Source organism: Variovorax rhizosphaerae (genome assembly GCF_037889975.1).
Lineage (GTDB): Bacteria > Pseudomonadota > Gammaproteobacteria > Burkholderiales > Burkholderiaceae_C > Variovorax > Variovorax rhizosphaerae.
Genome location: NZ_JBBKZT010000026.1, coordinates 41,049 through 63,228, shown reverse-complemented (window position 1 = coordinate 63,228; position 22,180 = coordinate 41,049). Strand labels below are relative to the sequence as shown.

The 22,180-nt window shown below is 67.6% G+C and carries 15 protein-coding genes; 11 read left to right on the top strand and 4 right to left on the bottom strand.

The features are described 5' to 3' along the window. Window positions 1-30 precede the first annotated feature (30 nt). The 4 genes from glgA to glgB all read right to left on the bottom strand — a co-directional run bounded on the left by glgA (window position 31) and on the right by glgB (window position 7,645). On the bottom strand, window positions 31-1,491 hold the full coding sequence (gene glgA / locus WKW82_RS34215; protein WP_340347474.1) for a glycogen synthase GlgA: 1,461 nt from the start codon (window positions 1,489-1,491) through the stop codon (window positions 31-33). Window positions 1,492-1,502: 11 nt separating this feature from the next. Further along, on the bottom strand, window positions 1,503-2,792 hold the full coding sequence (gene glgC / locus WKW82_RS34210; RefSeq protein ID WP_340347473.1) for a glucose-1-phosphate adenylyltransferase: 1,290 nt from the start codon (window positions 2,790-2,792) through the stop codon (window positions 1,503-1,505). An 82-nt stretch (window positions 2,793-2,874) separates the two neighbouring features. After that, window positions 2,875-4,914, bottom strand: coding sequence for a glycogen debranching protein GlgX (gene glgX / locus WKW82_RS34205; protein ID WP_340347472.1), 2,040 nt, complete (start codon window positions 4,912-4,914; stop codon window positions 2,875-2,877). A gap of 565 nt (window positions 4,915-5,479) precedes the next feature. Continuing rightward, complete coding sequence (gene glgB / locus WKW82_RS34200) at window positions 5,480-7,645, bottom strand: 1,4-alpha-glucan branching protein GlgB (protein ID WP_340347508.1); 2,166 nt, start codon at window positions 7,643-7,645, stop codon at window positions 5,480-5,482. 169 nt (window positions 7,646-7,814) lie between these two features. On the opposite strand from glgB, the gene WKW82_RS34195 reads away from it, so the two are divergent. The 11 genes from WKW82_RS34195 (at window position 7,815) to WKW82_RS34145 (ending at window position 21,970) form a co-directional block, all read left to right on the top strand. Then, entirely contained in the window at window positions 7,815-9,134 is a 1,320-nt protein-coding gene (locus WKW82_RS34195; protein ID WP_340347471.1) for a hypothetical protein, read from the top strand. A 157-nt stretch (window positions 9,135-9,291) separates the two neighbouring features. Next, window positions 9,292-11,934 (top strand): leucine--tRNA ligase, encoded by a 2,643-nt coding sequence (gene leuS / locus WKW82_RS34190; protein WP_340347470.1) that lies wholly within the window; start codon window positions 9,292-9,294, stop codon window positions 11,932-11,934. 116 nt (window positions 11,935-12,050) lie between these two features. Beyond that, window positions 12,051-12,521 carry an LPS-assembly lipoprotein LptE gene (locus WKW82_RS34185; RefSeq protein ID WP_340347468.1) on the top strand — a complete coding sequence of 157 codons (471 nt, stop codon included), beginning with the start codon at window positions 12,051-12,053 and terminating at the stop codon, window positions 12,519-12,521. Then, window positions 12,521-12,994: an Lrp/AsnC family transcriptional regulator gene (locus WKW82_RS34180; RefSeq protein WP_340347467.1), complete on the top strand. Its 474-nt coding sequence runs from the start codon at window positions 12,521-12,523 to the stop codon at window positions 12,992-12,994. The genes WKW82_RS34185 and WKW82_RS34180 overlap by 1 nt, the downstream gene beginning before the upstream one ends. A 637-nt stretch (window positions 12,995-13,631) precedes the next feature. Continuing rightward, window positions 13,632-15,080, top strand: a complete 1,449-nt coding sequence (locus WKW82_RS34175; protein ID WP_340347465.1) for an APC family permease — start codon at window positions 13,632-13,634, stop codon at window positions 15,078-15,080. After that, a complete protein-coding gene (locus WKW82_RS34170) occupies window positions 15,077-15,952 on the top strand; it encodes a universal stress protein (RefSeq protein WP_340347463.1) in 876 nt (291 codons plus the stop codon). Before WKW82_RS34175 ends, WKW82_RS34170 begins: the two co-directional genes overlap by 4 nt. Window positions 15,953-16,242: 290 nt before the next feature. Continuing rightward, the gene (locus WKW82_RS34165; RefSeq protein WP_340347462.1) at window positions 16,243-17,337 is read left to right on the top strand and encodes a porin; all 1,095 of its coding nucleotides are present in this window, start codon (window positions 16,243-16,245) and stop codon (window positions 17,335-17,337) included. A 70-nt stretch (window positions 17,338-17,407) separates the two neighbouring features. After that, window positions 17,408-18,874, top strand: coding sequence for an APC family permease (locus WKW82_RS34160; protein WP_340347461.1), 1,467 nt, complete (start codon window positions 17,408-17,410; stop codon window positions 18,872-18,874). Beyond that, a complete protein-coding gene (locus tag WKW82_RS34155; protein ID WP_340347460.1) occupies window positions 18,871-19,746 on the top strand; it encodes a universal stress protein in 876 nt (291 codons plus the stop codon). The genes WKW82_RS34160 and WKW82_RS34155 overlap by 4 nt, the downstream gene beginning before the upstream one ends. A 246-nt stretch (window positions 19,747-19,992) precedes the next feature. Then, window positions 19,993-21,045 carry an ornithine cyclodeaminase gene (locus tag WKW82_RS34150; RefSeq protein ID WP_340347459.1) on the top strand — a complete coding sequence of 351 codons (1,053 nt, stop codon included), beginning with the start codon at window positions 19,993-19,995 and terminating at the stop codon, window positions 21,043-21,045. Window positions 21,046-21,055: 10 nt separating this feature from the next. After that, window positions 21,056-21,970 (top strand): arginase, encoded by a 915-nt coding sequence (locus tag WKW82_RS34145; RefSeq protein WP_340347458.1) that lies wholly within the window; start codon window positions 21,056-21,058, stop codon window positions 21,968-21,970. The last annotated feature ends 210 nt before the right edge of the window (window positions 21,971-22,180 follow it).

The window sequence follows — 22,180 nt, the reverse complement described above, 5'->3', positions numbered from 1 at the left end:
AGCAAGAGCGGGGCCGGGTCGGCTTTTATTTCAGCCGAGCGCCCATTTGTAGACTTCGATGTACTTGGCGGCGGCCGTGCCCCAGTCGGCGGGGCGGCGCATGGCGGTGGCGCGGACGCGGCGCCAATCCGCTGGACGGGCATACAGGGCAAAGGCCCGACGCATGGCGCGCTGGTAGCCCTCGCCGCTGAAGTCGTCGAAGGTGAAGCCGGTGGAGATCCCGGCGGCCATGTCTTCCAGCGTGGTGTCGACCACGGTGTCGGCCAGTCCGCCGACGCGATGCACCAAGGGGAGGCTGCCGTAGCGCAGGCCGTACATCTGGGTCAGGCCGCAGGGCTCGAACAGCGAGGGGACCAAGGTCACGTCGCTGCCGCCGAACAACTGGTGCGCGAGTGGCTCGTCGTAGCCGATGGTGACGCTGACCGAATCGGGCGCGTCGGCGGCGCGGCGGCGGAAGGCGTCCTCGAGCCAGCCATCGCCGCTGCCGAGCAGGGCGAACTGGCCGCCCTGGGCCAGCAGGGCATCGAGGCCTTCGAGCAGCAGGGGCAGGCCCTTCTGTTCGGTGAGGCGGCTGACGATGACGAACAGCGGCGCGTCGGGCGCGACGGCCAGGCCGAGCTTCTGTTGCAGGGCGGCCTTGCAGGCGGTCTTGCCGCCGGGGCGGCGCACGTCGTAGGGCGCTGCAAGCAAGGGGTCGGCCGCGGGGTTCCAGACGGCATCGTCGACTGCATTGAGGATGCCGTGCAAGGTGTAGCTGCGGCTGCGCAGCAGGCCGTCGAGGCCGAAACCCTGTTCAGGCGTCTGGATCTCGCCGGCGTAGGTCGGGCTGACCGTGCTGAGGCGGTCGGCGTAGAAGAGGCCGGCCTTCATGAACGAGACCTGGCCGTGGTATTCGAGACCGTTGAGCTGGAAAGCGGTGTGCGGCAGGCCGAGTTCGGTGAAGGTCCAGGGCGGGAACACGCCCTGGTAGGCCAGGTTGTGGATCGTGTAGAGGCTTGGCACGCGCGGCTGGCCGGTCCAGTCGGCGAATGCGAGATAAGCGGGCGCCAGCGCCGCGTGCCAATCGTGGGCATGCACCAGTTCGGGTGCCCATTCCGGGTCGAGCCCTTGCGCGATGCGTGCGGCGGCCCAGCCGAGCAGCGCAAAGCGGCGGTGGTTGTCCGCGTAGGGCTGTCGGTTGGCGTCTTCGTAGGGGTTGCCGGGGCGGTTGTAGAGGCCCGGAGCCTCGATGACGTAGGTGGGCACGTCGGGCGCGCCGGCGGTGGCGATGTGGCCTTTGAGCAGGCGCGCAGGTTCACCCCACGGGGCCTGGAAGTCGGCGACGGGCTCGAGGCCCTTCACGCCGGCCAGGATCGCCGGGAAGCCCGGCAGCAGCACGCGCACCTCCTGGCCGGCAGCGGCCAGCGCCAGCGGCAGGGCACCGGCGATGTCGGCCAGTCCGCCGGTCTTGAGGAGGGGGAATATCTCTGCGCTGACCTGGAGGATTCGCATCGGCAACGCGCTTACGTCAGCCGCGCGAGCATCTCGCGCGTCACGAGGGTCACGCCCGTTTCGGTGCGCTCGAAGCGGGCCGAATCGGCTGCGGCGTCCTCGCCGATGACAGTGTTGTCCGGCAGCACGCAGCCGCGGTCGATCACAACCTTGTTGAGGCGGCAGTGGCGGCCGACCTCGACATCGGGCAGCAGCACGGCTTGCGTGATGGTGCAGAAGGAATGCACGCGCACACCCGAGAACAGCACCGAATCGCTCACCGCCGAGCCCGAGACGATGCAGCCGCCGGAGACGATGGTGTTGTAGGTGATGCCCGGCTTGCCGTCGGCGCCGAACACGAACTTGGCCGGCGGCAACTGGCGCTGGTAGGTCCAGATCGGCCAGTTGGTGTCGTAGATGTCGAGTTCCGGTGTGATCGAGGCGAGGTCGAGGTTGGCGGCCCAGAAGGCGTCGATGGTGCCGACGTCGCGCCAGTAGGCCGGGCTGTCGCCGCCGCGGGTGGCGCGGGTGACGCAGGACATGCCGAAGGGATGGGCCTGCGCGCGGCCCTCGGCGACGGCGCGCGGGATGATGTCCTTGCCGAAGTCGTGGTCCGAGGTGGGGTTGTTGCTGTCGTCCTCCAGCAGCTTGTAGAGGTACTCGGAATCGAAGATGTAGATGCCCATGCTGGCCAGCGCGATGTCGGGCTTGCCGGGCATGGCGGGCGGGTCGGCCGGCTTTTCGAGGAAGGCGGTGACCTTGCGGTCGTCGGTGATGTGCATCACGCCGAAGGCGACCGCCTCCATGCGCGGCACCTCGATGCAGCCGACCGTGCAGCCCAGGCCGCTCTGCACGTGGTCGGCCAGCATGATCGAGTAGTCCATCTTGTAGATGTGGTCGCCGGCCAGCACCACCACGTAGTCATGCGGCGTGGACCGGGTCTGGATGATGTCGAGGTTCTGGAACACCGCGTCGGCGGTGCCGCGGTACCAGTGCTCGTCGCCCACGCGCTGCTGCGCGGGCAGCACGTCGACCATCTCGTTGAGTTCGGCACGCAGGAAGCTCCAGCCGCGCTGCAGGTGGCGCATCAGCGAATGCGACTTGTACTGCGTGACCACCGCCATGCGCCGGATGCCGGAGTTGAGGCAGTTGGAGAGTGCGAAGTCGATGATGCGGAACTTGCCGCCGAAGTAGACCGCCGGCTTGGCGCGCCGGTCGGTCAGTTGCTTCAAGCGGGATCCGCGCCCGCCGGCCAGCACCAGCGCGATGGTGCGGCGAACCAGTTGATGGGCTGGCGGGGTCGGTTGAGTCGTTGAGTCCATGGGTTGTCTCCCGGTTGTTGTTGGCGCGTTGGATGGGCGTTGGAGGTGCGGCCAGCGTAGCACCGGCCGTGCCAATTGGCTGCTACGTTCTTGCGATCCAGATGCTCGAAGGCGGCAGGTTGGCGCCTGCGGCGAGTGGACGTGGCGTGTCTTGCGGGTTGTCGCTGGCGAGTTGCAGGGTCCAGTGGCCTGGGGGAAGGGTGAAGTCGACGGCTTGCGCGCTGGCGTTGACCACGACCAGCCATTGCGGATTGGGCTCCGGCGATTCGAACAGGATGGCCAATGCGAGTGCGTCGGGGCGTTGCCAGTCCTGGGGTGTCAGCTCGCGGCCTTCAGGGGTGCGCCAGCGCAGGGCCGCGCCGCCATCGGCCGGAGCGCCGGGCCACCAGTCGGCATGGCGAAGCGGCTCGGCTTCTCGGCGCAGCGCCAGCACGCGTGTCACGAAGTCGGTGAGGCCGCCGTCGTCTTGCTGCCAGTCGAGCCAGGTCAGCGGGCCGTCCTGGCAATAGGCGTTGTTGTTGCCCTGCTGTGTCTGGGCGAGCTCGCTGCCGGCCAGCATCATGGGCGTGCCTTGCGAGAGCATCAGCGAGGCGAGCAGCGCGCGTTGCAGGCGGCCTCGGGTGGCGAGGATCGCGGGGTCGCTGGTCTCGCCTTCGACGCCGCAGTTGTTGCTGTGGTTCTGGCTGCTGCCGTCGCGGCCCTGCTCGCCATTGGCTTCGTTGTGCCGCTCGTTGTAGCTGACCAGGTCGCGCAGCGTGAAGCCGTCATGTGCGACGACGAAGTTGACGCTGGCGGTGGGGGCGCGGCCGTCGTGGTTGAACTTGTCGCTGGATGCGGTGAAGCGTTGGGCGAACTCGCCGCGGGAGACATCGCCTCGCAGCCAGAAGCTGCGCAGCGTGTCGCGGTAGCGGTCATTCCATTCGAGCCAGCCGGAGGGGAATTCGCCGACACGGTAGCCGCCCATGCCGATGTCCCAGGGTTCGGCGATCCAGAGCGCATCGGCCAGCACGGGGTCTTGCCTTGCCGCGGCGAGGAAGGGGGCGCGGGGATCGAACTCGCCGTTGGCGCCGCGTGCCAGCACGGTGGCCAGGTCGAAGCGGAAGCCGTCGACGCCGAGCTGGGTCACCCAGTGGCGCAGGCTGTCCATGCAGAGTTGCACGACGCGCGGCTGGCTGAAGTCCAGGCAGTTGCCGCAGCCGGTCCAGTTTTCGTAGAGGGCGCAGTTGTCGCGGCGCAGGTGGTAATAGAGCGCGTTGTCGATGCCGCGCATCTGCAGCGTCGGCCCGAGTTCGTCGGTCTCGGCGCTGTGGTTGTAGACGACGTCGATGACCAGTTCCATGCCGCGCGCGTGGATCGCATCGGCCATCGCGCGGAACTCGCTCGCGGGCGTGGTGCCGGCGCGGCCGCTCCAGTAGCGCGCTTCGGGCGCGAACCAGCCGATGGTGCTGTAGCCCCAATAGTTGCTGAGGCCCATGTTCAGCAGGCGCTGTTCGTCGGCGCGGTGCTGGACGGGCATGAGGCTGAGCGTGGTGATGCCCAAGCGCTGGAGGTGGTCGAGCACGGCCGGTTCGGCGAGGCCGGCGTAGGTGCCTTGCAGGTCGGCAGGGACGTCGGGGTGCTGCTTGGTCTGGCCGCGTACGTGCAGTTCGTAGATGACGCGCTGGCTGGCGTCGACGCGGGGGCGTGAGAGCGTGACCGTTGCGAGGGGGGATGCGACGCGGGCCTTGAGTGCGACGGAGCCGTTGTCGCGTGGGTCCGGCTGGTTGGGGTTGGCGGGGTCATGGCCCCAGAAGATGTCGCTGCCGTCGTAGGTGCCGACGATTTCGCGGGCGTAGGGGTCGAGCACCACCTTGGCGGGGTTGTAGCGATGGCCGTCTTGCGGCGCCCAGGGACCGTGCACGCGGTAGCCGTAGACGAGGCCGGGCTGTGCGCTGGGAAGGCGGCCGTGCCAGACGTCGTCGGTGCGGGCGGGGAGGGGCAGGCGCTGTTGTTCGTGCTGGCCGGTGGGGTCGAAGAGGCAGAGTTCGACCTTTGTGGCGTTCGGTGCGACGAGGGCGAAGTTGACGCCGTCTGTGGCTGGGGTTGCGCCTAGGGGGGTGGGCCAGCCTATGCGGAGGGTCATGGTTGCTTGCTCTCTTCGGAGGGAGCGCCCGGCATGCGGTGCGGGCCGTCCGACCCTACTGCAGCGGCCCCTTCGGGGCTCCCTTCCAGTGCTCGCGTTTGGCGGGGTCCACATGAACTCGCTTCGCTCAGACAGCATGTGGCCCTGATCCGCCAAACGCTGCGCGCTTCAGCACCGCAGAAGGGATCGGCCGTCCCGCACCGCATGCCGGGCTTGGGGTGATCGAAAGCATCGTCCACTGGGGATGGCGTGCCCTCACCCCGGCCCTCTCCCAGAGGGAGAGGGAGGAAGACGGGGAAAGAGAGCAGAACGCGGGGAGGGGCGCGAGTGGGGTCGATAACTGGCCTGCCCGCGGCGGTGGGCGGTATGCCCTGGGTCGGCCGTTGAGGCACCGCCGAGCAGCGCAGCGGCAGGCGGAAAAAGGGCCGCGCGCTGTTTGAGCGAAGCGAGTTCGCGGGGACCCCGCCTGTCGCGAGCAGCGCAGGGCAGCCCGAAGGGCCGGTGACGTCGGCTGGCCCAGGGCATACCGCCCACCGCCGACGCGCCGCGCCCGCCAACAACAAGCTCACTCCATCACCCACATCACGGTAGCCAACGGCGGCAAGCTCATCACCAAAGACTGTGCCCGCCCGTGGTGCCCGACAGCCTCGGAAGCCAGAACCCCGTTGCCGACCCCACTCCCCCCATACACCCCGTTGTCGGTATTGATGACCTCACGATAAGACCCCGCCTCCGGCACACCCAACCGATACCCATGCCGAACCACCGGTGTGAAGTTGCACACCGCGATCACGAATGCCCCGTCGCTGGCCTTGCGGATGAACGCGAAGATCGACTGGTCCACGTCGTCGTGCACGATCCAGTCGAAGCCGGCGCCATCGCAGTCCAGTTCGTGCAGCGCCGGGAAGTGGCGGTAGACGTTGTTGAGGTCGCGCACCAGACGATGCACGCCCTGGTTCGGCGCGTTGTCCTGCAACAGGTGCCAATCCAGGCTCTTGTCGGCATTCCACTCGGCGTATTGCGCGAACTCGCAGCCCATGAACAGCAGCTTCTTGCCCGGGTAGGCCCACAGGTAGCCATACAGATTGCGCAGTCCGGCGAACTTCTGCCATTCGTCGCCGGGCATGCGGCCGATCATCGAGCCCTTGCCGTGCACCACCTCGTCGTGCGAGAAGGGCAGCACGAAGTTCTCGCTGTGTGCGTACATCAGGCCGAAGGTGACCTTGCGATGGTGGTGCTTGCGGTGCACCGGGTCGATGCCGGCATACGACAGCGTGTCGTTCATCCAGCCCATGTTCCACTTGTAGTGAAAGCCCAGGCCGCCGTCCTCGGGCGGGCGCGTCACGCCGGGGAAGCTGGTCGACTCCTCGGCTACCGTCATCGTGCCGGGGCGCTCCACGCCGACCACGTGGTTCATGCGACGCAGGAAGGCGATGGCCTCCAGGTTCTCGCGGCCGCCATAGGCGTTGGGCACCCACTGTCCCTGCTCGCGGCTGTAGTCGCGGTACAGCATCGAGGCGACGGCATCCACGCGCAGGCCGTCCACGCCGTAGCGCTCCAGCCAGTACAGCGCATTGCCGACCAGGTAATTGCGCACCTCGATGCGCGCGTAGTTGAAGATCAGCGTCTGCCAGTCGTTGTGGAAGCCTTCGCGCGGGTCGGCGTATTCGTACAGCGCGGTGCCGTCGAACTGGCCGAGGCCGTGTGCATCGGTCGGGAAATGCGCGGGCACCCAGTCGAGGATCACGCCGAGGCCCGCCGCATGCGCGGTCTCGACGAAATAGCGGAAGTCGCCCGGCGTGCCGAAGCGCGAGGTCGGCGCGTAGAGACCGATCGGCTGGTAGCCCCAGGAGCCATCGAAGGGATGCTCGGTCACCGGCAGCAGCTCGATGTGCGTGAAACCCATGTCGCGCGCATAGGGCACCAGCGAGTCGGCGAGCTCGCGGTAGTCGAGCCAGTCGACGCCGTTGTTCTTGCGGCGCCAGGAACCGAGGTGCACCTCGTAGATGCTGATCGGCGAACGCCGGTCATTGGCGGTGGCGCGCTGCGGCGGCACCTCGGCCACGCCGGGCAGCGGCTGCACCACGCTGGCGGTGTCGGGGCGCAGCTGCGCGGAGAAGCCGAAGGGATCGGCCTTGCGCAGCAGATCGCCCCTGGACGACAGGATCTCGTATTCGTAGACATCGCCCGGCGCCAGCCCCGGCGCGAAGATCTCCCACACGCCGCATTCGCTGCGCAGCCGCATCATGTGACGGCGACCGTCCCAGTTGTTGAAGTTGCCGACCACCGACACGCGCCGCGCATTGGGCGCCCACACGGTGAAGGCCACGCCCTTGACGCCGTCCATCTCGCGGATGTGCGCGCCCAGCTTCTCGTAGGGCCGCAGGTGCGTGCCCTCGGCCAGCAGCCACACGTCCATTTCGCCGAGCACCTGGCCGAAGCGGTAAGGGTCCTCGATGACGGAGGTGTGATCGGTCCAGGTCACCCGCAGGCTGTAGCTGTCGCGCGCGGGGTCGGCCGGGACGAGCCCGGTGAACAGGTCGCTGCCGGGCACCCGCTCCAGCGTGGCCAGCGGCCAGCCGGAACTCGAATGCATCACGGCCACCGCTTGCGCATCTGGCAATAGCACGCGCACCGCCAGCCCCTCGTCCGTCTCGTGCGGCCCCAGGACGGCGAAGGGATCGCCATGTTCGGCGCGCATCAGCGCGTGGATCTCGGGCTCGGGCAGCATTGGCATGGGCAGGCTCTCGGCAGAAATGATCCGCGGTCGGGAGAAGGGCACAGCATGATGGCACGGACCCTTGCATCCGTCCGCGCAGTCGTGAATTCATTCCACGGGGGTGCAGCGCGATCCCGCAGAATTGCGAGCTTCGAAAACGAGTGGCAGACAGGGAGTGGACGTGATCGTGTATGCAATCAAGGCGGTGACACGTGCGGGTGCCGCGCCCGGCGTCGCACTCGCTTGCCTTGCACTGGGCCCTGTTGCCCACGCCGATGCGATCGAGGACGGCTTCACCGACTTCAGCGTCTGCGATGCGGGCTTCTTTCGCACGCTGAACCGCGACGCCGCCGCCTGGAGCGCCGATGTGCCACTCGAGACCCGCGGCGATCGAAGCTGGCCGAAGTCGCCCCACCGCAAGCCAGCCGGGCTGAACGAGGTGGCCTTCCGCGCGCCGGTGGACATCGGCGGCATGAAGGCGCTCTCGTATTTCGACGAAGCCGCGGACCTCGGCAGCGCGGGGCTGTCCTACCGCTGGGGTTTCATGGTCGAGGGCGACGTCGATGCGGTCTACAACAGGCTCGGCCCGCTGGCCTACCAGGGCGGCCGTTTGCGCCCTTTGGATACGGGCGGCTATGCGCGCACCGAGATCAAGGTGCTGGGCTTTCGATGGCTGCCGGTGGACACGCCGGCGCTCACGCCACCCGGCTTCTCCAGGACCGAGCGGGCCTTGCTGATCGAACGGGACGGAAAGCGCGCCAACCTGACCCGCGTGAGCTGTCGCTTGCAGGGCGGCGTCAATGCCGAACTGCTGCAGGAAGTGCGACCCGATATCGCGCCCGCCGACTATCCCGTGCAACTGACACGCGCGCTGTTCGACGAGGTGAAGGTGCCGCCCGACGTGCGCGCCTCTCTCGACGCCGAACGCGCCGGCAAGGGGCTCTGGACGCCGAAGTTCAAGAGGCTGCGCTACACGGTGGTCGCCAAATCCTCGAAGCACGACAAGGAAACCACCTACACCGTCGAGGTGGAAGCGCTGCAGGACGGCTTGTTGCGCACCCGGGAAACCTACGATCCGTCGTTCAACGTGCAGCGGCTCGGGCTGGCGGGCGTGGTCCCGCTCAAGACGCGGATGAACGGCCTGTCCGACGGCCGCGTGCAACTCGTGAGCGGGCTGGCGATGGCCTTGCCGGCCCGCCTGGTGCCGGGCGAGGCGATCCTGGTCTCGACCGACCAGGCCGACGTGCCCGCGCGCCCAGGCGATGCGCGCCGAAAGACCACGACCACCTGCAACGTCAAGGAAGCGTACGTGGCGAGCGCCATCCTTGCCTCGATCCCCGGTCGCGCCATCGGGCTGTCGTGCCGGTCCGGCGACTACGGCGCCGACACCGAGGAGCGCGTGTTTCTGGAAGACCTGGGCCTGGCCATCAGCCTGGACAGCCGCAGTGCAACCTCGGGCGCCAACACAGCGCGGATCGTGCGATTCGAGGTCGAACAGTAGCGGCACTTATCTCGCGTCCCCAAGGGCCGGAACAGCGTGTCAACCCCTCGCTGGGGTTTGCGCTGGCCCTCAAATGCCCCGAGGCTCCGCCCTGGCGTCCTCCAGCCGCGATAATCCGCCTTCCCCGGCCGCCTGGCGCCGGGCCCCAGCGAATGCCATGAACCCCAGCTACACCCCCAGCGAAGTCGAGTCCGCCGCCCAGGCCGAATGGCGCGACAAGGACGCCTACCGCGTCACCGAAGACACCAACAAGAAGAAGTACTACGCCTGCTCCATGCTGCCGTACCCCAGCGGCCGGCTGCACATGGGGCACGTGCGCAACTACACCATCAACGACATGCTCACGCGCTACCTGCGCATGAGCGGCTACAACGTGCTGATGCCGATGGGCTGGGACGCCTTCGGCCTGCCTGCCGAGAACGCCGCGCTGAAGAACGGCGTGCCGCCCGCCAAGTGGACCTACGAGAACATCGCGTCCATGAAACAGCAGCTCCAGGCGATGGGCCTGGCGATCGACTGGAGCCGCGAGATCGCCACCTGCGACCCGGCCTACTACAAGTGGAACCAGTGGCTGTTCCTGAAGATGCTGGAAAAAGGCATCGCCTACCGCAAGACCCAGGTCGTCAACTGGGACCCGGTCGACCAGACCGTGCTGGCCAACGAGCAGGTCATCGACGGCAAGGGCTGGCGCACCGGCGCCACCGTCGAGCGCCGCGAGATCCCCGGCTACTACCTCAAGATCAGCGACTACGCCGAGGAACTGCTGGAGCACACGCAGAACAAGCTCCCGGGCTGGCCCGAGCGCGTCAAGCTGATGCAGGAGAACTGGATCGGCAAGTCCAGCGGCGTGCGCTTCGCCTTCCCGCACACCATCAAGGATGCCAGCGGCAAGCTGATCCAGGACGGTCGCATGTACGTGTTCACCACGCGTGCCGACACCATCATGGGCGTGACCTTCTGCGCCGTCGCACCCGAGCATCCGCTGGCCCTGCACGCGGCAACGACCAACCCCAAGGTCGCCACCTTCATCGAGGAATGCAAGAGCGGCGGTACCACCGAGGCCGAACTCGCGACGCAGGAAAAGAAGGGCGTCGCCACCGGCCTGTTCGTCCAGCATCCGATCACGGACGAGCCGATCCCGGTGTGGGTCGGCAACTACGTGCTCATCAGCTATGGCGACGGCGCCGTGATGGGCGTGCCCGCGCACGACGAACGCGACTTCGCCTTCGCCAACAAGTACCACCTCGAGATCCTGCAGGTCATCATCGACGACGACGCACCGCACTTCAACTACAAGAAGTGGCAGGACTGGTACGGCGAGAAGACCAATGGCGTCACCATCAACTCGGACGTCTTCAGCGGCATGCGCCACGAAGAGGCGGTCAACGCCGTCGCACACGCGCTGCAACTCAAGGGCCTGGGCGACAAGCAGACCACTTGGCGCCTGCGCGACTGGGGCGTGAGCCGCCAGCGCTACTGGGGCACGCCGATCCCGATCATCCATTGCGAGGAACACGGTGCCTTGCCCGTGCCCGAGAAGGACTTGCCGGTGGTGCTGCCCACCGACTGCGTGCCCGACGGCTCCGGCAACCCGCTGAACAAGCACGAAGGCTTCCATGCCGGCGTGGTCTGCCCCGTCTGCGGCAAGCCCGCGCGGCGCGAGACCGACACCATGGACACCTTCGTCGACTCGTCCTGGTACTTCATGCGCTACTGCGACCCCAGGAGCGACAACGCCATGGTCGACGGCGGCGCGAAGTACTGGATGGCGATGGACCAGTACATCGGCGGCATCGAGCACGCGATCCTGCACTTGCTCTACGCGCGCTTTTGGACCAAGGTCATGCGCGACCTGAAGCTGGTCACGGTCGACGAGCCCTTCAGCAAGCTGCTCACGCAGGGCATGGTGCTCAACCACATCTACTACCGCCGCGGTGACAAGGGCGGCAAGGAATACTTCCCGCCAGCCGACGTCACCCCGGTGCTCGACGAGCAGGGCCGCATCACGGGCGGCAAGCTGGCCGACGGAACCACCGTCGAATACGGCGGCGTCGGCAAGATGGGCAAGACCGAACGCAACGGCGTCGACCCGCAGGACCTGATCGAGAAGTACGGCGCCGACACCGCACGCCTCTACACCATGTTCACCGCGCCGCCCGAGGCCACGCTCGAATGGAACGATGCCGCCGTCGAAGGCAGCTACCGCTTCCTGCGCCGCGTCTGGAACTACGGCGCGAGCCTGAAGGACATGGCCTCCGAAGTCATGGGCGCGAAGGTCGCGTCGAGCTACAGCGCCGAGGCGAAGAAGCTGCGCCGCGAGGTGCACACCGTGCTGCGCCAGATCGACTACGACTACCAGCGCATGCAATACAACACGGTGGTGTCGGGCGCGATGAAGCTGCTCAACGCGCTGGAAGGCTTCAAGCCACAGCCCGGCAACGTGGGCGACACGGCGGCCGTGCGCGAGGGCTTCTGCATCCTGCTGCGTTGCCTCTACCCGGCCACGCCGCACATCGCGCAGCAACTCTGGAAGGAACTGAACTACGAGGACGGCCATGGCGATCTGCTCGACACGGCCTGGCCGAAGGTCGACGCCGGCGCGCTGGAGCAGGACGAGATCGAACTCATGCTGCAAGTCAACGGCAAGCTGCGCGGCGCGGTGCGCGTGCCTTCGGCGGCCTCGAAGCTGGACATCGAGAAGCTGGCCGTGGCCAGCGACGACTTCGTCAAGTTCGCGCCCGGTGCAGCGGTCAAGCGCGTGATCGTGGTGCCAGGCAGGTTGGTCAACGTCGTCGTATGAAGCTCGCCTCCCGCCTCCGCGCGCTTCGTGTCGCGCAACCTGCGTCCTTTGAGGGGTCGATCCCAGCGAGCCCGCAAAGCCGGTTCCGCGGCGCGCCCGGAATATCGCGCCGGGGCTTGCTGACGGGCGCCACGCTGGCGCTTGCCGGCTGCGGCTTCGAATTGCGCAAGGCGCCCAACTTCGCGTTCAAGACCATCGCGGTCATGGGCACTTCCTGGGTGGCCATCCGCCTGCGGCGCAACCTGCAGGCCGCGGGCAATGTCGTCGTCGTGCCCGAGGCCGACGCGCAGACCGCCGACGTGATCTTCGACATCCTCGCCGAACCGCGCGACTCGCTCGTGCTCTCCACCACCGCCGCCGGCCAGGTGCGCGAAATGACGCTGCGCCTGACGGTGCGCTTTCGCCTGCGCACGCCGGCCGGCAAGGAACTCATCAGCGCCGGCGAGATCCGGCAGCAGCGCGACATCACGTACAACGAAACCGTTGCGCTCGCCAAGGAGACCGAGCAGATCCTGCTCTACCGCGACATGCAGAACGACATCGCGCAGCAGATCGTGCGGCAGCTCGGGGCCGTGAAGCAACTTTGATGGCGTCCTTCGACCGCGTCGACCGGCTCCTGATCGAACTGCTCCAGGCCGACGGCCGGCAGAGCATGCAGGCGCTGTCGGAGGCGGTTCACCTGTCGGCCCGGGCCACGCTGAACCGGGTGCGCCGGCTGGAGGCGGAAGGCGTCATCGAGGGCTACCGCGCGCAGATCAACCGGGCTGCGCTGGGGGAGCACGTCGCGGTGTTCGCCGAAGTCACGCTCAAGGACCAGCGCCAGGCCACGGTGCAGCGCTTCGAGCGGCATATCGGCGCCTGCCGCGAGGTGGTGGGTTGCTGGCTGGTCAGCGGCCGCTACGACTACCTGCTGCGCCTAGGCTGCCGCGACCTCACGCACTACCGCAACCTGACCAATGCGTGGCTGGAAGAAGTCGGCCTCGGCATCGACCGGATCGTGACCAACACGGAACTGCAGACGGTCAAGGAATTCACCGGCTTTCCGGTCGTGCAGGCCTGACGCTTCGATTCGGAACACGGGCTCCGGGCTTGCCGCGCCGGCCTTTTCGCGCCAGGCGGCGTTGCAGATCCTCGCAATACCTGCTGGCATCGCTGTGGTTGCGCTTTGCCCCGACACGAAAAGACATCGATTTCATCGAGCGCGCTATGGGTGGGACAGCACACCCGCCACCCCCAAAAGTACGAGTGCGCCACTTTTGGGGGACAGCCGCCTCGTCCGTCCGTAGAATCCGCGGCGGTCCAGGCAACGGTGTCGCGCCAAGAAGGCCGAATCAGGGAGAAACGGCACGCGACACCGGCTCGAGGCCCTTGGGGAGACTTCATGCAAAGCACAACATGTCGCGAAGTACGACATGACGCATCCGGCGCGCCGCCTTGGTCGCGCCGTCCAGCACCCGCGCGGGGGCACCTTCGATCGGCGCCGGCGCTTCGCTCTTCCGGCGCATGCGCGACCGGCACGCCATCGCGTCGCCCGCCCAAAACCACGACATCCAGCGCAGCGGCCCGGCCTTGACGGGCCCGCTGCATTGCCGGGCCCGACTCGACGCCCTCTGCAGGCACACCTCGCGCGGCTGCAAGCTCAGCCGCCCGGCACATCGACCGCTTTCATTTCACTACTACAACGAAGGGGAGACAGCATGGGATTGACGGATCGATTGTTTCAAACAAAGCCAGTTAGCGCCGATGCGGGCGGCGGCGGGCATGGCGGCCTTGCGCCGTCGTTCGGCTTGTTCTCGCTGACGATGCTCGGCGTGGGCGCCACCATCGGCACGGGGATCTTCTTCGTGATGGCCGAGGCGGTGCCCAAGGCCGGGCCGGCGGTGCTGCTGGCCTTCCTGCTGGCGGGCTTCACCGCCGGGATGACGGCGCTTTGCTATGCGGAGCTTTCCGCGTCCATTCCGGCGGAAGGCTCGTCCTACTCGTTCGCCTACACAGCGCTGGGTGAGTTCCCGGCCTTCATCGTGGCGGCTTGCGTGGTGCTGGAGTACGGGTTGGCGGCCAGCGCCACGTCCATCGGATGGTCGGGGTACCTCAACAACTTCCTGATGAACACGACGGGGCTGCAGATTCCGGAGGCCCTGCGAAGTCCCATCTTCTTCTCAGGCCCGAATGGCCTGGAAATCCGAGGCGGGCGCTTCAACCTGCCGCCGGTGATCCTGGTGCTGATGTGCGGCCTGCTGCTGATGCGCGGCGCCAAGGAGTCGACCACCGTGAACTCGATCATGGTGGTCATCAAGCTGTCGGTGCTGGTCTTCTTCGCGGCCATCGCCTTCACTGCTTTCAACGACACCCACTTCACGCCCTTCTACAACGAGTCCGGCATGAAGGGCGTGGCCGCGGCGGCGGGCACCGTGTTCTTCTCCTTCATCGGGCTGGATGCGATTGCCACGGCTGGCGCGGAGGTGCGCAATCCCAAGCGCAACATCCCGCTGGGCATCGTGCTGGCGCTGCTCGTGGTGTGCGGGGGTTATGCGCTGGTTGCCACGGCGGCGCTGGGCGCCCAGTCCGCCGACAAGTTCCTGCACCAGGACGCCGGGCTGGCCGTGATCCTGAAGAACGTGACCGGCCAGGCATGGCCCGCGATCGTGCTCGCTGCCGGCGCGGTGATCTCCGTGTTCAGCGTGACGCTGGTCGCCATCTACGCGCAGACGCGCATGCTGTTCGCGGTCAGCCTTGACGGGCTCATCCCCGGCAAGTTCCGCCAGGTGAATCCGCGCACCCACGCGCCGGTCAACAACATCGGCCTGGTCTGCGGCGTGGTGATGGTCATCGCCGGCACGGTCCACTCGGCCTACCTGTGGGACATGGTCAGCATGGGCACGCTGGTCGCGTTCATGGCGGTGTCCATCAGCGTGCCAGTGCACCGCGCACGCCTCAAGGCCAAGGGCATCCGCCCGACCGGCTTCCGCCTGCCCTTCGGTCCCTACGTGATCCCGGGCGTGAGCCTGGCGGCTTGCCTGTACATCATCAAGGACCTGTCGGCGGCCACCTTCATCATCTTCTTTGCCTGGATGGCGCTCGCACTGGTGGCGTACTTCGGGTACGGCATGCGCCATTCCAAACTGTCACAGGGAGCCTCGAAATGAAGACTTGCATTGTCGGATTCACACAAGATGCGGGCGGGCGCGAAGCCCTTGCGCTCGCGCGCACCATCGCCGGGCGCGGCAACGTGGCGCTGGTGGTCTGCGTGGTGACGCCGGAGTCCTGGGGTCCCACGTCGCTGGGCGCCGACGCGCAGTACAGCCGCTTCCTGGAGGACCATGCGAAGGGTTCGCTCGACGAGGCGCGCGCGCTGATGGGCGACACGCCGAACGTTCGCTACGCGCATGTTGGCGCCTCGTCGGCCAGCGTGGGCCTGACCCAGGCGGCCGAGCGCGAACGCGCGGACCTGATCGTGCTGGGCTACTCGGGCGCCGGCTCCATCGGGCGCGTCTTCCTGGGCAGCGCGACGGACGAACTGCTGCACTCCGCGTCGCGGCCGGTGGCCATCGCGCCGCCAGGTTTTGCGGGTGCGTCCGCGTTGACGCGCGTGACGGTCGGCTTCTCTGGCAGCGAGGCGGCGCACGGCACGGTGCTGCATGCGCTGGGCCTGGCCGGCGCGCTGGGCCTGCCGCTTCGCCTGGCCAGCTTCGAGGTGCGTGAGCGCCTTGGCTACGCGGCGAGGGTAGGCCCGGACGTGGAGCAGTCGATGCTGGACCGGCAGACGGCGCAAACACAGGCCGCGCTCGATGCGGTGAAAAACCAGATCGCGGTGACGGGCTACCCGGTGGAAACCGCCATCGGCGTCGGCGGGAATTGGGACGAAGCGCTCGCTTCGGCGGGTTGGCAGGAAGGCGACCTGCTGTTGCTGGGTTCGAGCCGGCTGGGTGTGTTGCAGCGCGTGTTCATCGGTTCGAACGCGACGAAGATCGTGCGGGCATCACCCGTGCCGGTACTTGTCGTGCCCCGCCAGGGATGAGGTCGCCAGGGCTGGGCTGTGCCCCGGCCTGCCATCGGCACGACTTCCGAATCGGAAGTCCCAAGCCCTCGCAACGGCGACGAGGGGCAGTCACACCGTCCGCAAAGGCGGGAACGGCGAGAGTCCCCTCCCTAGAATTTCGCAGGCCCGACAGAGGCCGACTAGGGAGGAGACTCAATGCAACACACGACGTGTCGCCCCGTGCGACATGAATCTTTGCGCGTGCCCGCTCGGCAGCCAGCGCCCCATTCACCGGCCATGGAGATCCGCGCGAGCGCGGGGCTTTCAAGATGAGGGCGCCGAGCTTGGCATTGGGCGCCGCGGCGGCCCTCTGCGCTGCCATGCCCGCAGCCGCGCAATCCTCGGTGACCGTGTTCGGCGTGGTTGACCTGGCGGTGCAGCACCTGCGTGGCGACGGCCACCTGACCCGACTCGAATCCGGCGCGCTCAACGGCAGCCGGTTCGGCTTCAAGGGCCAGGAAGACCTGGGTGGCGGGCTCGCCGCCAGCTTCCACCTGGAGGCCGGCATCAATGCCGACACCGGACGCGGCCGGCCGAACAGCATCAACAACGTCGTCGAGACCCCGGGCGATTTCATCAGCTTCAACCGCCGCTCGACCGTCGGCCTGATCGGCCGCTTCGGCGAGGTCCGTGCCGGCCGCGACTACACGCCGGTGGCCGACAACCACACCGACTTCGACGTCTTCGGCAATTCCGGCAACGCCGATTCGAGCCTGCTCACGCAGGCGCTGGCGATCGGCCTCGTGGCCGGCCGGGGCGTGCGCACCGACGTGCGTGCCTCCAATGCCGTGGTCTACGTGCTGCCGCCCGACTTGGGTGGCTTCTGGGGCTACGGCATGTACGCCATCGGCGAAAACAACAACGAACCGCTGCCCGGCTTTCGCGGCCGCGACGGCGGCCACCGCGGTGCACGGCTGGGCTGGGAAGGCGCGGGCCTGAACGTGGCGCTGGCCTACGGCAAGAGCATCCTTGCGTCGCAGGACAACCTGGAGAACGTTCATCTCGGCGGCACCTACACCTGGAACGACCTGCAGTTCTTCGGCCAGTTGAGCCGCGAGCGCACCACGATCGACGGTGTGCGCCACACCAACGACGCCGGCGCGCTGGGCCTGCGCTACACGATCGGCGTGCAGGCGATCAAGGCGCAGGTGGTGACCAGCCGCATCAAGCGCGCCGGCATGGAGTCGCTGGGGGCGACGGCCTATGCGCTGGGGTACGAATACAACCTGTCGCTGCGCACCGCGCTATACGGGGCGGTGGTCTACGTGCACAACAATGCGCGTGGAACCTTCGACCTGGGGGTGCCGGTGGCGCCGGGCTCCAGCGCCTCCGGCGTGCAGGCCGGGATGCGCCACTCTTTCTAGGAACAGGGCCCCTCGACGAGGGGCCCTTCGCATTGCAAATGACAACATCAGAACGAGAGACAAAGACATCATGGGAATGATCCAGACATTGCTGCGCACCAAGGGGCTCGAGGGGGACGTGGGCGAACCGGGTGCGCATGGCGGCGCCAGCCTCGCGCCATCCTTCGGGCTGTTTTCACTGACGATGCTGGGGGTGGGTGCCACCATCGGCACCGGCATCTTCTTCGTCATGGCCGAGGCCGTGCCCAAGGCCGGGCCGGCGGTGCTGCTGGCTTTCCTGCTGGCCGGCTTCACGGCGGGGCTGACGGCGCTCTGCTATGCCGAACTGGCTGCGTCGATCCCGGCATCGGGCTCGTCGTATTCCTATGCCTACGTCGGGTTGGGCGAGTTCGCCGCCTTCATCGTCGCCGCCTGCCTGATGCTGGAGTACGCGCTGTCGGCGAGCGCCACGGCGATCGGCTGGTCGGGCTATCTCAACAACTTCCTGGTCAACCTCATCGGCGTGCCGATACCGGAGGCCTTGCGCAGCCCGATGCTGGTGTCGGGCGCGAACGGGCTGGAGATCCATGCCGGGCAGTTCAACCTGCCCCCGGTGATCCTGGTCGCGCTCTGCGGCCTGCTGCTGATGCGCGGCGCCAAGGAGTCGGCCACCGCCAACGCCATCATGGTGATGCTCAAGCTGGCCGTGCTGATCTTCTTCTCGGTCATCGCCTTCACCGCCTTCAAGGCCGACAACTTCACACCCTTCTACAACGAGGCGGGCATGAAGGGCGTGACGGCCGCGGCGGGCACGGTGTTCTTCTCCTTCATCGGGCTGGATGCGATCTCGACCGCCGGCGCCGAAGTGCGCAACCCCAAGCGCAACGTGCCGCTGGGCATCGTGCTGGCGCTGATCATCGTGATGGCCGGCTACGTGGTGGTGGCGATGGCCGCTTTGGGTGCGCAACCGGCCGCGGATTTCGCCCACCAGGAAGCCGGCCTCGCCGTGATCCTGCAGAAGGTCACGGGCCAGAGCTGGCCGTCGGTGGTGCTGTCCGCCGGCGCCGTCATCTCGGTGTTCAGCGTGACGCTGGTCGCGATCTACGGCCAGACGCGGATCCTGTTCGCGATCGCCCGTGACGGCCTGATCCCCAAGACCTTCCAGCAGGTCAACCCGCGCACGCTGGCGCCGGTCAACAACATCGTCTACGTCTGCATCGGCGTGGCGATCGTGGCCGGCACGGTCGACTCCAGCTACCTCTGGGACATGGTCAGCATGGGCACGCTGGTCGCGTTCATGGCGGTGTCGGCGAGCGTGCCGGTGGTGCGGGCGCGGCTCAAGGCGGCATCGACGGTGCAGGGCTTCCGCCTGCCATTCGGCCCCTACCTGATCCCGGGCCTGAGCATCGCGGCCTGCTGCTACATCCTGAAGGACCTGTCGCATGCGACCTACGTGGTGTTCTTCAGCTGGATCGCGGTGGCGCTGGTGGCGTACTTCGGCTATGGCATCCGCAATTCGAACCTGGCCCGCGCGGCTCAAAGAAAGGGACAAGCATGAAGACCGTCATCGTCGGCTACACCAAGGATGCGGGCGGCCAGGACGCACTGGCGCTGGCCCGGTCGATCGCCGCGCGCGGCGACACCACGCTGGTGGTGTGCGTCGTGACGCCGGAGACCTGGGGGCCTTCTTCCCTGGGCGTGGACCAGGACTACAACCGCTTCCTCGACGAGCACGCGACGGCATTGCTCGACAGTGCCCGCGCCATCCTCGGCGAGGCGCCGAACGTGCGCTACGAGCGCATCGCCGCCAAGTCGGTGACGGTGGGCCTGACGCAGGCGGCCGAGCGCGAGCATGCGGACCTCATCGTGCTGGGCTCGGCGCGCGGCAATGCGGTCGGGCGGCTGTTGCTGGGCGGCGTCTCGGATGAAGTGCTGCACGTGTCGTCGCGGCCGGTGGCGGTGGCGCCGCAGGGCTATGCCTCGACCGCGGCGCCGACGCGCGTGACGGTCGGCTTCTCCGGCACCGAAGGCGCGAGCAGCACGGTGCTGCACGCGCTGGGGCTGGCCGGCACGCTGCAGGTGCCGTTGCGCCTGGCCAGCTTCGCGGTGCGTGATCGGCTGGCGTTTCCGTCGCGCTTCGGGCCAGAGCCTGAGCTTGCGATCCTCGAGCGATGGACGGCGCAAGCGGAAGCGGCCCTGGACGCGGTGCGTGCGCAGATCGCGGTGACGGGCTATCCGGTCGAGACGGCGATCGGCGTCGGACCGGACTGGGAAGCGGCGCTCGCGGCCGTCGAATGGCGCGAGGGCGACCTGATGCTGCTCGGCTCCAGCCGGCTCGGTGCGCTGCAGCGCGTGTTCCTGGGCTCGAACGCCGCGAAGATCGTTCGCGCGTCGCGGGTGCCGGTGATCATCGTGCCTCGGCAAGGCTGATGCGGTCTTGCATTCGAACACATGACGGCGTTGGAGCGCCTTGCCGTGCTGAAGCACTGTCTGCGGCGCTCCGCTTTGTCCTGCGCTCGACTGCAAGATCGCATGCAATCGCCGCTTCCGAATCGGAAGTGAAGTGGCCTCAAAACAGCCTGAAAAGGCGTCGACGCAGCGCACAACGTCCTTTGTGGAGAGGGCTCGAAACCTAGACTTCCTTATCGGCCGCGGTGGCCTTCAAGGAAGACAAAAATGACACGCTACGTCGACATCCACGACATGAGGCACCTGATCCGGCAACTCGGGGCCCAACGCATGACCCGCGAGATGGAAGCCTGCATCCACGAGGATTTCCTGCGCTGGGAAGACTTCCAGAAGAGCGCCCGCACCGCCAACCATTCGAAGGGCGGCGTCATTGAGCTGATGCCGGTGTCGGACCAGCAGCTCTACGCCTTCAAGTACGTCAACGGCCATCCCGGCAACCCGAGCGTGCAGATGTCCACCGTGATGGCCTTCGGCGTGCTGGCCGACGTGGCCACCGGCTACCCGATGCTGCTGAGCGAGCTGACCATGACCACCGCGCTGCGCACCGCCGCCACCTCGGTCATGGCCGCCGCCGCGCTGGCCCGGCCCGGCGCGCGCTCGATGGCGTTGATCGGTAATGGCGCGCAATCGGAGTTCCAGGCGCTGGCCTTCATGGACCGGCTCGGCATCCGCGAACTGCGCGTGTTCGACGTCGACCCGATGGCCACCCACAAGCTGCTGGCCAACCTGGCGCCGCAGATCCGCAGCGGCGCGCTGCAGGTGATCCGCGCCGCCAGCGTGCGTGAAGCCGTGCAGGGCGCGGACATCGTGACCACCGTCACCGCCGACAAGGCCTACGCGACGATCCTCACGGCCGACCTGCTGGAACCCGGCATGCATCTGAACGCGGTCGGCGGCGACTGCCCGGGCAAGACCGAGCTGGAAGCCGAAATCCTCAACCGCGCCAAGGTGTTCGTCGAGTACGAGCCGCAGACCCGCATCGAGGGTGAGCTGCAGCAGATGCCGGCCGACTTCGCCGTCACGGCGCTGTGGGAAGTGCTGGCCGGCCGCGTCGCCGGACGGGACAACGCGGAGCAGGTCACGCTGTTCGATTCGGTCGGCTTTGCGCTGGAAGACCTGTCGGCGCTGCGCTACGTGCACAAGCTCGCGCTGGCGCACGACGTGGGCCGTGAGATCGACCTGGTGCCGACCATGGACGACCCGAAGGATCTGTTCGGCTATTCATTGCAAGGCGCCAACACCGCGCTGAAAGCAGCCTGAGGAGCCGTCGATGAAGAAGCACAAACCCCTCGCCCTGATCGGCGCCGAGGTCGGCGAAGGCGCGAGCGACAGCGGCTGCAAGCTGGGCGCGCAGGCGCTGCGTGACCGCGGCCTCGCGAAGCACTTGGCCGAACCGCATCGCGATGCGCGCTGGGTCGACATGGTGCACGCGCGCCATGAGGAGCAACCGCAGGCGCGGCTGGATTCGGTCGAGGAATTCAGCGTCCGGCTGGCCGCTTCCGTGCGCCGGCAGTTGCAGCAGTGCGCGATGCCGGTGGTCGTCGGCGGCGACCATTCGTGCGCGGTCGGCACCTGGAGTGCGGTCGCCGATGCGTGGCGCGAGAAGGGTGACATCGGACTCATCTGGATCGATGCGCACCTCGATGCGCACACGCTCGATTCCTCCGACAGCCTGGCGCCGCACGGCATGCCGGTGGCGGCGCTGCTGGGCCATGGCACGCCGGGACTGACCTCGCTCTACGGCTGGACCGGCAAGATCAAGTCGGGCAACCTGGTCATCATCGGCGCGCGCAGCTACGAGGCAGGCGAGCGTGACTTGCTGGAGTCGCTGGGCGTGCGCGTGATGTACATGCCGGAGGTCGATCGCCGCGGTTTTGGCGCGTGCTTCGCGGAGGCGCTCGCGCTGGTGCGCCAGCGCACCGTGGCCTGGGGCCTAAGCTTCGACCTCGATGCGCTCGATCCTGCCGATGCCCCCGGCACCGGCACGCCGGTCGAGGCCGGCATCGCATTGGTGGACGCCCTGCAGGCCCTGCGCGGCCATGCCGCCGACCCGGCTTGCGTGGCCGTCGAAGTGACCGAGTACAACCCCTTGCACGACGTCGACCACCGCACGGCGGCGTCCGCGTTCGCGCTGCTGTCTGCCTTCGCGCGGGCCGAGTTGCCGGAGCAAGCGCTGGCCGCCTGAAGAAGGTGTGAAGATTTCGTAGCGAGGGCACCGAGGTCGGGTCGAGGAGCGGAACCGCACTCTCGTGCGGTGACAACGAAGTTGCGGCAGAGGCTAACAACTGCGCGATAGCGCTTGTTATGCCGGAGCCAGCACCGCAGCCCCGAGATCGGTGGCCGCAGTAGAAAGATTCACACCTTCTTCGCGGCCGGGGGTGCGTAAACTCGCGGC

Excerpts from the sequence above, each read along its gene's own strand:
- WKW82_RS34165 (WP_340347462.1), top strand. The coding sequence starts at position 16,243 with ATGAGGGCGCCGAGCTTGGCATTGGGCGCCGCGGCGGCCCTCTGCGCT.
- WKW82_RS34175 (WP_340347465.1), top strand. The coding sequence starts at position 13,632 with ATGGGATTGACGGATCGATTGTTTCAAACAAAGCCAGTTAGCGCCGAT.
- WKW82_RS34180 (WP_340347467.1), top strand. The coding sequence starts at position 12,521 with ATGGCGTCCTTCGACCGCGTCGACCGGCTCCTGATCGAACTGCTCCAG.
- glgB (WP_340347508.1), bottom strand. The coding sequence starts at position 7,645 with ATGCTGCCCGAGCCCGAGATCCACGCGCTGATGCGCGCCGAACATGGC.
- WKW82_RS34150 (WP_340347459.1), top strand. The coding sequence starts at position 19,993 with ATGACACGCTACGTCGACATCCACGACATGAGGCACCTGATCCGGCAA.
- glgX (WP_340347472.1), bottom strand. The coding sequence starts at position 4,914 with ATGACCCTCCGCATAGGCTGGCCCACCCCCCTAGGCGCAACCCCAGCC.
- glgC (WP_340347473.1), bottom strand. The coding sequence starts at position 2,792 with ATGGACTCAACGACTCAACCGACCCCGCCAGCCCATCAACTGGTTCGC.
- WKW82_RS34145 (WP_340347458.1), top strand. The coding sequence starts at position 21,056 with ATGAAGAAGCACAAACCCCTCGCCCTGATCGGCGCCGAGGTCGGCGAA.
- leuS (WP_340347470.1), top strand. The coding sequence starts at position 9,292 with ATGAACCCCAGCTACACCCCCAGCGAAGTCGAGTCCGCCGCCCAGGCC.
- WKW82_RS34160 (WP_340347461.1), top strand. The coding sequence starts at position 17,408 with ATGGGAATGATCCAGACATTGCTGCGCACCAAGGGGCTCGAGGGGGAC.
- WKW82_RS34170 (WP_340347463.1), top strand. The coding sequence starts at position 15,077 with ATGAAGACTTGCATTGTCGGATTCACACAAGATGCGGGCGGGCGCGAA.
- WKW82_RS34155 (WP_340347460.1), top strand. The coding sequence starts at position 18,871 with ATGAAGACCGTCATCGTCGGCTACACCAAGGATGCGGGCGGCCAGGAC.
- glgA (WP_340347474.1), bottom strand. The coding sequence starts at position 1,491 with ATGCGAATCCTCCAGGTCAGCGCAGAGATATTCCCCCTCCTCAAGACC.